The organism is Streptomyces sp. NBC_01390 (assembly GCF_045040105.1).
In the GTDB taxonomy this organism is placed as follows: domain Bacteria; phylum Actinomycetota; class Actinomycetes; order Streptomycetales; family Streptomycetaceae; genus Streptomyces.
In genome coordinates this window covers 205,835-220,916 of the sequence record NZ_CP109551.1, presented here as the reverse complement: position 1 = coordinate 220,916, position 15,082 = coordinate 205,835, and the positions used below count along the sequence as shown (strand labels likewise).

Sequence of the window (15,082 nt, the reverse complement as noted above, 5' to 3'; positions counted from 1 at the left end):
GAGCGTCGCGACGATGCCGGACGAACAGAAGCTTCTTGAGTACCTCAGGCGGGCGACCGCGGACCTCGGGCAGGCGCGTCAGCGGCTGCGCGAGGAGGAGGACGCCAGGCACGAGCCGATAGCGATCGTCTCGATGAGCTGCCGGTACCCGGGCGGCGCCGACACGCCCGAACAGCTGTGGGACATGGTCTCCTCCGGCACCGACGCCATCTCCGAGTGGCCGGCCGACCGGGGCTGGGACACGGCCACCCTCTACGACCCTGACCCGGACCGGCCCGGTACCTCCTACACCCGGCACGGCGGATTCCTGCACGAGGCCGGGGAGTTCGACGCCGCGTTCTTCGGCATGTCGCCGCGCGAGGCCCTCGCCACCGACCCGCAGCAGCGACTGCTGCTGGAGACCTCCTGGGAGACGCTGGAGCGCGCGGGCATCGACCCGGCGACCCTGAAGGGCACGGCGACAGGCGTCTTCGTCGGCGCCATGACGAACGGCTACGGCGACGGCTCCCGCGACCAGTCCGACGTCCAGGGCCTGCTCCACACCGGAACCGCGGGCAGCGTGATCTCCGGCCGGATCTCCTACACCCTGGGCCTGGAGGGCCCGGCGGTGACCGTCGACACGGCGTGCTCGTCCTCGCTGGTCGCCCTGCATCTCGCGATTCGGGCGCTGCGCTCCGGCGAGTGCGACCTCGCATTCGCCTGCGGCGTCACCGTCATGCCGCACCCCGACCCCTACGTCGCCTTCAGCCGTCAGCGCGCCCTGGCCCCCGACGGCCGCTGCAAGGCCTTCGCGGCCGGGGCCGACGGCACCTCGTGGTCCGAGGGCGTCGGAGTGCTGCTGGTGGAGCGGCTGTCGGACGCGCGCCGCAACGGCCATCGGGTGCTGGCGGTGGTGCGGGGCAGCGCGGTGAACCAGGACGGGGCGAGCAACGGTCTGACCGCGCCGAACGGGCCTTCGCAGCAGCGGGTGATCCGCGCGGCGCTGGCCGACGCCCGGCTGCTGCCCGGTGACGTGGACGCGGTGGAGGCGCACGGTACGGGCACCCGGCTCGGCGACCCGATCGAGGCGCAGGCGCTGCTGGCGACGTACGGCCAGGACCGCCCGGCGGACCGGCCGCTGCTGCTCGGCTCGTTCAAGTCGAATGTCGGGCACACCTCGGCCGCCGCCGGGGTGGGCGGCGTCATCAAGCTGGTGCAGGCGATGCAGCACGGCATGCTGCCCCGGACACTGCACGTGGACGCGCCGACCCCGCAGGTCGACTGGTCCGCGGGCGCCGTGGAACTCCTCACCGAGGAGCGGTCCTGGCCCGCCGACCCCGACCGCCCCCGCCGCGCCGCCGTGTCCGGATTCGGGGTGAGCGGCACCAACGCCCACGTCATCCTGGAGGAGGCGCCGCCCGCCGAGGACAGCGCCCCCGCCGAAGTCCGGGAGACCGGCGCCCCCTTGCCGCTGGTGCCCTGGATCCTCTCCGCGCGCGGCGAGGACGCGCTCACCGAGCGCGCCCGGCAACTGCTCTCCCTGGTCGAGGCGGAGCCCGGCCTGAGCCCCGGCGCCGTCGCACGGGCCCTCGCCACCGGCCGCTCGCCGTTGGAGCACCGCGCCGTGGTGGTCGCGGGCGACCGGGACGCCTTCCGTACCGGACTCACCGCACTGGTGACCGGGAGCGAGGCCGCCAACGTGACCCGCGGTCTCGCGGGACCCGCCGGCCGCACCGTGTTCGTCTTCCCCGGCCAGGGATCCCAGTGGACCGGCATGGCACTCGAACTCCTGGACTCCTCACCGGTCTTCGCCGCCCGCATGGCCGAATGCGAACGGGCCCTGGCCCCCCACATCGACTGGTCCCTGACCGAGGCCCTGACCTCCGCGACGGACCTGGAACGGGTGGACGTCGTCCAGCCGGTGCTCTGGGCCGTGATGGTCTCGCTGGCCGCGCTCTGGCGCTCGGCCGGGGTGGAACCGGATGCCGTCCTCGGCCACAGCCAGGGCGAGATCGCCGCCGCCGTGGTCGCCGGGGCACTGTCCCTGGAGGACGGCGCCAAGGTCGTCGCCCTGCGCAGCCGGGCCATCGTCACACTGGCCGGACGGGGCGCGATGGCCTCCGTTCCGCTGGCGCCGGGGGAGTTGGCCGACCGCCTCGCCCAGTGGGACGGCCGGCTCTCCGTCGCCGCCGCCAACGGCCCCGCCGCCACCGTGCTGTCGGGCGACACCGAGGCGATCGACGCCGTCGTGGCCCAGCTTCAGGCCGAGGACGTACGGGCCCGCCGCATCCCCGTCGACTACGCCTCCCACTCCGCGCACGTCGAGGAGATCCGGGAGCGGATCCTGGAGTGCCTCGCGGACATCGAACCGGTGACCGGCCAGGTGCCGTTCTTCTCCACCGTGGACCTGCGCTGGCAGGACGCCGACGCGCTGGACGCCGAGTACTGGTACCGCAACCTCCGCCAGACAGTGCGGTTCGAGGAGGCCACCCGCACCCTCCTCGACCAGGGCTTCCGTTACTTCGTCGAGTCCAGCGCCCATCCGGTGCTCACCGTGGGCATCAGCCAGACCGCCGAGGCCGAGGAGTCCGACGCCGTCGCCGTCGGCACCCTCCGCCGCGACCAGGGCGGCCTCGACCGCTTCCTGCTCTCCCTCGCCGAGGCCCACACCGGCGGACTCGCGCCCGACTGGGACACCCTGCTCGCCGGGCACCCGGCCGACGCCGTGGACCTGCCCACGTACCCCTTCCAGCGACGCAGGTACTGGCTGGAGCGGCCGTCCGCGGAGGCGGAGGGCGCGGTCGCCGACCCCGCGGACGCGGCCTTCTGGGAGACCGTCGGCGGGCAGGACCTCCCGGCACTCACCACCACGCTCGGCGTCCGCGCCGACGACCCGCTGACCGTCGTACTGCCCGCCCTGGCCGACTGGCGCAGGCGGCGCGACGAACGCGCGACCGTGGACTCCTGGCGCTACCGGGTCGACTGGCGGCCCCTCGCCGACGCCCCGGCGGGCCGCACCGCCACCCTGACCGGCACCTGGCTGGTCGCCGTCACCGACGCCACGGACGCGGATCCGGCACTGGAAGCCGCCCTCCGGGCGCTCCGCGAGGCCGGAGCCGTCCCCGTACCGCTCGTCCTGACCGAGGCCGACACCGACCGGACGGCCCTGACCGCACGTCTCTCCGAGGCGGCGGCGGCAGCCGGGCCGGGCCCCGTCTCCGGGATCCTCTCCCTCGTCGCCCTCGACGAACGCCCGCACCCGCGCCACGCCCACCTCCCCCTCGGCACCGCGCTCACCCTGACCCTCGTACAGGCACTGGGTGACAGCGGGATCACCGCCCCCCTCTGGTGCACCACCCGGGGCGCGGTCACGACGGGCCGCGACGACGCGGTGACCAGCCCCGGACAGCATCTGGTGTGGGGCCTGGGCCGGTGCGCCGCGCTGGAGCACCCGCAGCGCTGGGGAGGTCTCGTCGACCTGCCCGACACGCTCGACCAACGCGCCGCCGCCCGGCTGTGCGGCATCCTCGCCGGCCGGACCGACGGGGCCGGCGAGGACCAGGTCGCCCTACGCCACTCCGGCACCTACGGCAGGCGGCTGGTCCGCGCGGCCCCCGCCGCGCCTGTCGGCACCGACGCCTGGCAGCCGCGCGGCACCGTCCTGGTCACCGGCGGCACCGGCGGCGTCGGCGCCCACCTCGCGCGCCGACTGGCCGAGGGCGGCGCCGAACACCTCGTCCTGGTCGGGCGCCGGGGCGCCGACACCCCCGGCGCGGCCGAACTGGCCGCCGAGCTGACCGCACTCGGCACCAGGGTCACCGTCGCCGCCTGCGACGTCGCCGACCGGGACCGGCTCGCCGAACTGGTCGCCGGGCTCGAACAGGACGGCCCCCGGATCAGGACCGTCATCCACGCCGCCGGCACCGGCCAACTCGTCCCGCTGTCCGACACCGACCCCGACGAGTTCGCCGGCATCCTCTACGCCAAGGTCGCCGGCGCGGCCAACCTCGACGCCGTCTTCGACCGGGACGACCTGGACTCCTTCGTCCTGTTCTCCTCCATCTCCGGCGTCTGGGGCAGTGCCGACCACGGCGCCTACGCCTCCGCCAACGCCTACCTCGACGCACTCGCCGACCGGCGCCGCGCCCGGGGCCGCACCGCCACCTCCGTCGTGTGGGGCATCTGGGACCCCGAAGGCGGCGCCGGCATGGCGGCCAACCTCGTCGAGGAGCAGCTGCGCGGCCGAGGCATCCCCTTCATGGCCCCCCAGGTCGCGCTGACCGGCCTCCAGCAGGTCCTGACCGACGACGAGACCGTCGTCCTCGTCACCGCCGTCGACTGGGAGCGCTTCGCCCCCGTCTTCACCTCGGCCCGGCCCAGCCCGCTCATCGGCGACCTCCCCGAGGTCCGCCGCGCACTCGCCGAGGAGACCGCCCCCGGCGAGGTCGGCGACCAGGCCGCCTCCTCGCTGCGCGACCGGATGGCGGACCTGCCGCCGGCCGACCGCGACCGCCTGCTGACCGACCTCGTACGCGGTCACGCGGCAGGCGTCCTGGGCCACGGGTCCGCCGACGCCATCGCCCCCGAACGGGCCTTCCGGGAGCTGGGCTTCGACTCGCTGACCGCCGTGGAGATGCGCAACCGGCTGAACGCGGCCACCGGCCTGCGCCTCCCGCTCACGGTCCTGTTCGACTACGCCTCGGCCGCTGCGCTCGCCCGGCATCTGCGCGAGGAACTCCTCGGCCCCGACACCGCCGCCCCGGCCCTGCCTGCCCCCGCCCATGTGCGCGCCGACGCCGACGACCCGATCGCCATCGTCGCCATGAGCTGCCGCTACCCCGGTGACGTCCGGAGCCCGGAGGACCTCTGGCGGCTCGTCGCCGAGGGCCGGGACGTCATCTCCGGGCTGCCCGCCGACCGGGGCTGGGACCTGGACGGCCTCTACGACACCGATCCCGACCGGCCCGGCACCACCTACAGCTCCGAAGGCGGATTCCTCTACGACGCCGGGCAGTTCGACCCCGCCTTCTTCGGCATCTCGCCACGCGAGGCGCTGGCCATGGACCCGCAGCAGCGGCTGCTCCTGGAGACCTCCTGGGAGGCCCTGGAACGGGCCGGCATCGACCCCGCCGCCCTGCGCGGCGGCCAGGTCGGCGTGTTCGCCGGCGCCGCCTACCAGGGCTACGGCGACCTGAGCGACGTACCCGAGGAGGTGGAGGGCCATCTCATCGCCGGTATCTCCACCAGCATCCTGTCCGGTCGTATCGCCTACACCCTCGGCCTCGAAGGGCCGGCCGTCACCGTCGACACGGCCTGCTCGTCCTCACTGGTCGCCGTCCACCTGGCGGCCCAGGCACTGCGCTCCGGCGAGTGCACCCTGGCGTTCGCGGGCGGGGCGACGGTGATGGGCACCCCGCTGTCCTTCACCGGCTTCAGCAGGCAGCGCGGACTCGCCGCCGACGGCCGCTGCAAGTCCTTCGGCGCAGGCGCCGACGGCTTCGGCATGGCCGAGGGCATCGGACTGCTTCTGCTGGAGCGGCTGTCGGACGCCCGCCGCAACGGCCACCCCGTGCTGGCCCTCGTCCGGGGCTCGGCGGTCAACCAGGACGGCGCCAGCAACGGACTGACCGCGCCCAGCGGCCTGGCGCAGCAGCGGGTCATCCGCAGCGCGCTCGCCGGCGCGGGCGTCCCGTCGGCCGAGGTCGACGTCGTGGAGGCGCACGGTACGGGAACCCGTCTCGGGGACCCGATCGAGGCGCAGGCGCTGCTGGCGACGTACGGCCAGGACCGTCCGTCGGACCGCCCGCTGCTGCTCGGCTCGCTGAAGTCCAACATCGGGCACAGCCAGGCCGCCGCGGGCGTCGCCGGCATCATCAAGATGGTCCAGGCGATGCGCCACGAGGTACTGCCCCGCACGCTGCACGCCGAAGAACCGACCCCCAACGTCGACTGGTCGGCGGGCGCCGTGGAACTCCTGACGGAGCCCAGGCCGTGGATCCGCAACGGCCACCCGCGCCGGGCCGGTGTGTCCTCCTTCGGGCTCAGCGGCACCAACGCCCACGTGATCATCGAACAGCCCCCGGAGCAGCCGTACGACGAAGAGCCGGGCGGCGCACCCGAGGGGAGCCCGCTCGGGGCGGCCGTGCCGTGGCCGCTCTCCGCCCGGACCCCGGAGGCGCTGCGCGAGCAGGCCGCGCGGCTGCACTCCCGGCTGACGGACCGTCCGGAGCTGCGGCCCGTCGACGTCGGCCACACGCTGGCCACCACCAGGTCCGCGTTCGAACACCGTGCCGTCGTCGTCGGCATCGACCGCGACACCCTGCTGACCGGTCTGGCCGCACTCGCCGCCGGACAGAAGAACCCCGCCGTGGTGCACGGCGCAGCCACCACCCCCGGCCGTACCGCCTTCGTCTTCCCGGGTCAGGGATCGCAGTGGGTGGGGATGGCGGTGGGGCTGCTGGACTCCGCCCCCGTCTTCGCGGCGAGTGTCGCGGAGTGTGAGCGTGCGCTGTCGCCGTATGTGGACTGGTCGTTGACGGCTGTGCTGCGCGATGAGCCCGGTGCGCCGACGTTGGACCGGGTCGATGTGGTGCAGCCGGTGCTGTGGGCCGTGATGGTGTCCTTGGCGGCGCTGTGGCGGTCCTACGGTGTCGAGCCGTCGGCCGTGGTCGGGCACAGCCAGGGTGAGATCGCCGCCGCCGTGGTGGCGGGGGCGCTGTCCCTCGAGGACGGCGCCAAGGTCGTCGCCCTGCGCAGCCGGATCCTGACCGCACTGGTCGGCCGGGGCTCGATGCTCTTCGTCGCCCTCCCCGACCCGGACGTACGCGAACGCCTCGCTCCCTGGGGCGAGAAGCTGTCCGTGGCCGCCGTCAACGGGCCCTCCTCCGTGACCGTCTCCGGCGACCCGCGGGCCCTGGAGGAGTTCGGCGAGCGGCTGTCCGAGGACGGCGTGATGCGGTGGATGATCCCGGGCGTGACGTTCGCCGGGCACTCGCCCCAGGTGGACGAGTTGCGCCAGGAGCTGCTGGACGCGCTCGCCGGGATCTCACCGCGCCGTTCCCGGATCGCCTTCTACTCCACCGTGACCGGCGACGCCCTGGACACCACGGCCCTGGACGCCGAGTACTGGTACCGCAACCTCCGCGAGCCCGTGGAGTTCCACCGGACCGTCGCCGCGCTGATCGACGCCGGGCACGACACCTTCGTCGAAGCCAGCCCCCATCCGGTGCTGACCGTCTGGATCGAGCGGAGCCTGGAAGCCGCCGACGTCGCCGGACGCGTCACCGGAACCCTGCACACCGACGACGGCGGCCCCGACCGTTTCCTGGCCGCACTGGCCGGGCCGTACGTCCACGGTGTCCCGGTGGACTGGCGCGCCGTGTTCGCGGGCACCGGCGCCCGCCCCGTCGAACTGCCCACCTACGCCTTCCAGCGGCAGCGGTACTGGCTGGAGCCCACCGCCACGCACACCGAGGGAACCGGGGCCCAGGGCGGTGCGCAGCCCGCCGACACCGCCTTCTGGGACGCCGTCGAGCGCGGCGACCTCAGCACCGTCGCCACCGCGCTGAACCTGTCGGACGAGGACGAGACCGCCCGCGCCTCCCTGGACGGTGTGCTCCCCGCGCTCGCCGACTGGCAGCGCGGACGCCGAGGACGCGGCACCATCGACGGCTGGCGCTACCGCGTCACCTTCAAGGCCCTGCACCTCGCCCCCGGCACGCCTGTCCTCACCGGCACCTGGTGGGTCGTCGTACCGGCCGGCGCGGCCACCGACCCGGTGGTGACGGGCGCGCTACGCGCCCTGGAACGGCACGGCGCCTCGGCCGTACCCGTCGAGGTCGCCGCCGCCGACGCCGACCGGGCCGGACTCGCCGCCCGGCTGGGCGCCCTCACCGCCCCGGACGGCGGCGTGCTCTCCCTGCTCGCCCTCGCCGACGACCCGTACACCGACGGCTCCGCGCTGCCCACCGGACTCGCCCTCACCACCACCCTGCTGCAGGCGCTCGGCGACGCCGGGATCAACGCCCCGCTGTGGTCCGCCACCAGCGGCGCGGTGTCCGTCGGACGCTCCGACGCCCTCACCGCACCGGCCCAGGCCACCCTGTGGGGACTCGGCGCAGTGGCGGGCGTCGAGTACCCGGAACGCTGGGCCGGACTGATCGACCTGCCGGCCGACCCGGACGACCGCGCCGGCAGCAGGCTCGCGGCCGTACTGGCCGGCCTCGACGGCGAGGACCAGATCGCGATCCGGCCCTCGGGGGTCTACGGCCGCAGGCTCGTCCGGGCCCTGCCGGCCGAGGCGACGACACCGGGCGACTGGAAACCCGACGGCACCGTCCTCATCACCGGCGGCACCGGCGCCCTCGGCGCCCATGTCGCCCGCCGGCTCGCCCGCTCCGGCGCCCGGCACCTGCTGCTCACCGGCCGCCGCGGCCCCGGCACACCCGGCGCCGCCGAACTCGTCACCGAACTCGCCGGCCTCGGCGCCGAAGCCCGGGTCGCCGCCTGTGACGCCGCCGACCCGGACGCGCTCGCCGCCCTGCTCGCCGGCATCCCCGAGGACCGGCCCCTGCGCGCCGTCGTACACGCCGCCGGCGTCCTGGACGACGGCGTCCTCGACACCCTCACCCCCGAACGGGCCGCCGCCGTCCTGCGCCCCAAGATGGACGCCGCCCGCAACCTGGACACCCTCACCCGCGACCTGGACCTGACCGCGTTCGTCCTGTTCTCCTCGCTGGCCGGCACCCTCGGCGGCACCGGACAGGGCAGCTACGCCGCCGCCAACGCGTACCTCGACGCGCTCGCCGAACAGCGACGCTCACTCGGCCTGCCGGCCACCGCCGTGGCCTGGGGCCTCTGGGCGGGCGACAGCGCCGCAGACTCAGCCCGCGAACGGCTCGTACGCAACGGCCTCCCCCCGATGGACAGCGAACTGGCCGTCACCGCCCTCGAACAGGCCCTGGACCGGGCCGAGAGCAGGCTGGTGATCTGCGACTTCGCCTGGGACCGCTTCGCGCCCGCCTACACCGCGCTGCGGCCCAGCGCGATCCTGCGCGACCTGCCCGACGCTCGCGACATCCTGGCCGCCGCCGGAGCCGACCGGCAGGACAGGGAGGGCGACTCCCTCGCCGGACGCCTCGCGGCACTGCCCGCGCAGGAGCGGCAGGAGGAACTGACCCGGCTGATCCGCACCGAGGTCGCCTCCGTCCTCGGCTACGCAGACCCCTCCGACATCGACCCCGACCGGGTCTTCAAGGACCTCGGCTTCGACTCGCTCACCGCCGTCGACCTGCGCAACCGCCTCTCCGAGGTCACCGGACTGCGCCTGTCGGTGACCCTGGTCTTCGACCACCCCACGGTCACCGCCCTGGTGGACCACGTACGGTCCGAACTGGGCGGCACAGCAGTGGCACCGGCCTCCGTACCGGCGGTGTCCGGCTCCCCGGCCGCGCCGGTCGTGCCGGGCGTACTCGTCGACGAGGACGCCATCGCCGTCGTCGCGATGAGCTGCCGCTACCCCGGCGGAGTCACGACCCCGGAGGAGCTGTGGCGGCTGGTGACGTCGGGCGCCGACGCCATCACCGAGTTCCCCACCGGCCGTGGCTGGGACCTCGACGAGCTGTACGACCCCGACCCGGACAAGATCGGCCGGACGTACGCCCGCGAGGGCGGGTTCCTGCACGACGCCGACCACTTCGACCCGGCGTTCTTCGGCATCTCCCCGCGTGAGGCGCTGTCGATCGACCCGCAGCAGCGGCTGCTCCTGGAGATCTCCTGGGAGGCGTTCGAACGGGCCGGTATCGACCCGGCGTCGCTGAAGGGCAGCCGGGCCGGGGTCTTCGTGGGCTCCAGCTACCGCGACTACGGCTCCCGCGTCCAGCAGCCCACCGAGGAGACCGAGGGCTACCTCGGCATCGGCAGCGCGGGCAGCGTCGCCTCGGGCCGTATCTCCTACACCTTCGGACTGGAGGGCCCGGCGGTCACCGTCGACACGGCCTGCTCGTCCTCGCTCGTCGCCGTGCACCTCGCCGCCCAGGCGCTGCGCTCCGGCGAGTGCACCCTCGCGCTGGCCGGCGGTGTCACGGTGATGTCCACCCCCGGCGCGTTCATCGAGTTCAGCAGGCAGCGCGGACTCGCCGCCGACGGCCGCTGCAAGCCCTTCGCCGCCGCCGCCGACGGAACCGCCTGGGCCGAGGGCGCCGGCATGGTCGTACTGGAGCGGCTGTCGGACGCCCGCCGCAACGGTCACCCGGTGCTCGCCCTGGTCCGGGGCTCCGCGGTCAACCAGGACGGCGCCAGCAACGGGCTCACCGCGCCCAACGGCCCCTCCCAGCAGCGCGTCATCCGCCAGGCCCTCGCCTCGGCGGGGCTCGGCAGCGCCGACGTCGACGCGGTGGAGGCGCACGGGACCGGCACGCGGCTCGGCGACCCGATCGAGGCGCAGGCCCTGCTGGCGACGTACGGCCAGGACAGGCCCGCCGACCGGCCGCTGCTGCTGGGCTCCCTCAAGTCCAACATGGGACACGCCCAGGCCGCCGCCGGTATCGCGGGCCTGCAGAAAATGGTGCTGGCCATGCGGCACGGGGTCCTGCCCCGGACCCTGCACGTCGACGCTCCGACCCCGTTCGTCGACTGGTCGGCGGGCGCGGTGTCCCTGCTCACCGAGGACACCCCGTGGCCGGACAACGGCCGACCGCGCCGGGCCGGGATCTCCTCCTTCGGCGTCAGCGGCACCAACGCGCACACCATCCTGGAACACGTCCCGGACGAGTACATCGCGGACGGTGTGGCGGAGCCGGCGAGCGCCGACGACGCCGGGGCGGGGGACGACGGTGACGGCGAAGTCCTGCCGTGGCTGCTTTCGGCCCGCAGCCGGGCCGCCCTGAAGGCCCAGGCCCAGCGGCTGCTGGAACACGCCGACGCCCGCCCCGGCCTGCGCCCGGCGGACATCGCCCACACCCTGGCCACCGGCCGCAGCACCTTCGAGTACCGGGGCGCCGTCGTGGGCGACAGCCGCGAGGCGCTGCTCGACGGCCTGAAGGCCCTCGCCACCGCCGGCGGCGCACCCGGCGTCACCCAGGGCACGGCAGTCGCGGGCAGGACCGCGTTCCTCTTCGCCGGACAGGGCAGCCAGCGCCCCGGAATGGGTGCCGAACTGTACGCCCGCCACCCCGTCTTCGCGGACGCCTTCGACGAGATCTGCGCCGAGCTGGACCCCCTCCTGGATCGGCCGCTGCGCGAGGTCGTCTTCGCCCCGGCCGGTTCGGACGCGGCGGCCCTGCTGGACCGCACCGAGTACACCCAACCCGCCCTCTTCGCGGTCGAGGTCGCCCTCTTCCGGCTCGTCGAGCACTGGGGCGTCGTGCCGGACCTGCTGCTCGGGCACTCGATCGGCGAACTGGCGGCCGCCCATGTGGCCGGAGTGCTGTCGGCGCCCGACGCCGCCGCGCTGGTCGCGGCCCGGGGCCGGCTGATGCAGGCACTGCCCGAGGGCGGCGCCATGGTCGCCCTGACCGCGTCCGAGGCGGAGGCCGCGGAACTGCTGAGCCCCTACGAGGGGCGCGTCGCGGTGGCCGCCGTCAACGGTCCGGCCTCCGTCGTCGTCTCCGGCGACGAGGACGCCGTCCTCGACATCGCCGCACAGTGGCGCGACCGCGGCGGCAAGGCCCGACGGCTCACCGTCAGCCACGCGTTCCACTCGCCGCACATGGACGCCATGCTCGACGAGTTCCGGCGGATCGCCGAGAGCCTGGACTTCCGGGCACCGCGCATCCCGCTGGTCTCCGACGTCACCGGCGAACCGGCCACCCCCGAACAGCTGACGTCGCCCGAGTACTGGGTGCGGCACGTCCGGGAGGCGGTGCGCTTCCACGACGGCATGCGGTGCCTCGCCGCCGAAGGCGCCGTGACCTACCTCGAACTCGGCCCCGACGGCTCGCTGACCGCCATGGGACGCGACTGCCTCGCCGACGACGACCCGTCCGAGTTCAAGGACCCGGCGACCGCGGGCGAACTCGTCCCGCTGCTGCGCAAGGACCGCACCGAGACCCGATCCGTCACCGACGCCCTCGCCCACCTGTACGTCCGGGGCACGGCCGTGGACTGGCCCACGGTCCTGGAAGCCACTGCCGCCGCCACCGGTACGGCCCGGCAGGTCGAACTGCCCACCTACGCCTTCCAGCGCGAGCGCTACTGGCTGGAGGCGACGGCAGCGGCCGGCGGTATGGCCGCCGCCGGGATCCTCCCGGCCGACCACCCGCTGCTCGGCGCCGCCGTCCCGCTCGCCGACACCGACGGAGTCCTGTTCACCAGCAGGCTCTCCGTACGCACCCACCCGTGGCTGGCCGACCACGGCGTCTTCGGCACCGCCCTGCTCCCCGCCACCGCCCTGCTGGAACTGGCGGTCCGGGCGGGCGACCAGGTCGGCTGCGGGCAGGTCGAGGAACTCACCCTGGAGGCCCCGCTGGTGATCCCCGCCCGGGGCGCGGTGGCGCTGCAGCTCTCCGTCGGCGCCCCGGACACCACCGGCGCCCGCCCGGTCAGCGTCCACACCCGGCTTGGGGACACCGACAACGCGGCGTGGACGTGTCACGCCCGGGGACTGCTCGTCCCCACCAGCGAGGAGACCGAACCGGCCGAGTCCATGAGCTGGCCGCCGGCCGGAGCGGAGCCCGTGGAACTGGACGGGCTGTACGAGCGGTTCGCGGAGGGCGGCTTCGGATACGGGCCCGTCTTCCAGGGGCTGCGCGAGGTGTGGCGGCTCGGCGACGAGGTGTACGCGGAGGCGAGCCTGCCGGCCGAACAGCAGGCCGAGGCCGCGAAGTTCGGGCTGCATCCCGCGCTCCTCGACAGCGCCTTGCACTCGCTGATCTTCGGCGTCCTCGAAGGCACCACCCAAGGCTGGCTGCCGTTCTCCTGGAACGGCGTACGTCTGCACGCCTCCGGCGCCCGCGCCCTGCGCATCCAGCTGACGCCCGCGGGCAACAAGGCGGTCTCGGTGCGGGCCACCGACACCGCCGGCCAACCGGTCGCCTCCATCCGGTCCCTGGTGCTCCGCCCGGTCAACCCCGACCAGGTAACCGCCGCCCGGACCGCACTCCACGACGACCTCTACCGCCTCGAGTGGCCCACGCTGCCCAGGCCGGGCGCCGCCACCCCCGACGGATGGGCCGTCATCGGCGCCGAGGCGACCGACTGGGCAGCCCACGGCGTCACTCGCTCCGCCCCCGACCTCGCAGCACTGTCCCGCGCGGTCGCCGGGGGAGCGGAGGGAGCCGGGGGAGCCGGCGGCTTCTCCCCGCCCGCGGTCGTCCTCGCCCATGTCCCCGCCGCCCCGGCCGGACTGGGGCAGGCCGACGCCGTACGGCACGTGACCGGCCGCACGCTCACCCTCGTACGGGACTGGCTGGCCGACGAGACGTTCGCCGGCGCCAAGCTCGTCCTCGTCACCCGGGGCGGAGTAACCGTGACGGCCGACGGTGACGCGCCGGACCTGACCCACGCCGCCGTGTGGGGGCTGGTGCGGTCCGCGCAGACCGAGAACCCGGGCCGCTTCGTCCTGGCCGACCTCGACGACATCTCACAGGACGCGCTCGTCTCCGCCGTCGCCGGCGGCGAGCCCCAACTCGCGCTGCGCGAGGGCCGGGCGCACATCGCCCGACTGGCCCGCGTACCCGCCGCCGAGCAACCGGAGACGCCCGACTGGGGGCGCCCCGGCACGGTTCTGATCACCGGCGGCACCGGCGCCATCGGCTCCGTACTCGCACGTCACCTGGTAGCCGTGCACGGGGTGAAGCGCCTGCTGCTCACCAGCCGCCGGGGACCCGCCGCGGAGGGCGCCGCCGACCTGGTCGTCGACCTCGCCGCACTGGGTGCCCACGCGGAGATCGTGGCCTGCGACGCCGCCGACCGGGACGCGCTGGCCCGGCTGCTCGGCTCACTGCCCGACGAGCATCCGCTGACCGCCGTGGTGCACGCCGCGGGAACGATCGCCGACGGTGTCGTGAATGCGATGACGCCGGTCCAGCTCGACACCGCCCTGCGGCCCAAGGTCGACGCGGCCTGGAACCTCCACGAACTGACCGAGGGCATGGACCTGTCGGCGTTCGTCGTGTTCTCCTCCATCGCCGGAATCTTCGGCGGCATGGGCCAGGGCAACTACGCGGCGGCCAACTCCTTCCTGGACGCGCTGGCCCACCACCGCCGGGCACTCGGCCTGCCCGCCGCGTCGCTCGCCTGGGGCCTGTGGGCCAACAAGGGCGGTATGAGCGGAGGCCTCGACGAGGCCGACTTCCGGCGCATCGCCCGGGGCGGCATCATCGCCTTCTCCCCGGCCGAGGGCGCCGCCCTGTTCGACACGGCGAACGCCACCGGGGAACCCGTCGTGCTGCCCCTGCGGCTCGACACCACCGCCCTGGCCGCCCAGACCGGCGCCGGCGGCGTCCCCGCCCTGCTGCGCGGCCTCGTCCGCCCGCCCGCGCGCCGCAGCGCGGCAGCGGGCGAAGCGGCACCGGACGCGGCCGACACCCTCAGGCGCACCCTCGCCGGACAGCCCGAGCACCGGCGGACCCGCACCCTCCTCGACCTGGTGCGCGGGCACGCCGCCATCGTGCTCGGCTTCCCCGGCCCCGCCTCGGTCGACGCCGAACGAGGGCTGCTGGAACTCGGCTTCGACTCGCTCACCGCCGTCGAACTGCGCAACCGGATCGGCGCCGCCACCGGCCTGAGGCTGCCCGCCACCCTGCTGTTCGATCACCCCACCTCCGGCGCCATCGCCCGCCAACTGGCCCTCGAACTCGCCCCCGACGACACCGGCCCCGACCCCGCCGACACGGCAGGCCTGGCCGAACTCGGCCTGCTGGAAGGCGCCCTGGACAGCGGCACGGCCGCACCGGAGCTGATCAACCGGCTCCAGGAACTGATCGGCAGGCTGCGCCCGGGAACCGGTGACGCGGCAGAGGACCGCCTGGAGGAACGGATGGACACGGCCAGCGACGACGAGCTCTTCGAGTTCATCGACAACGAACTCGGCATGTCGTGAACCCCACGCCCACATCCGCGACCCGGCGACTCCCCACGCCCGAGCCCGCCCGCTCGAAGGCCC

1 protein-coding gene is annotated in these 15,082 nt (G+C 74.8%); it reads left to right on the top strand.

The features are described from left to right. Window positions 1-13 precede the first annotated feature (13 nt). Complete coding sequence (locus OG241_RS00830; RefSeq protein WP_405812822.1) at window positions 14-15,019, top strand: type I polyketide synthase; 15,006 nt, start codon at window positions 14-16, stop codon at window positions 15,017-15,019. Window positions 15,020-15,082: the final 63 nt, after the last annotated feature.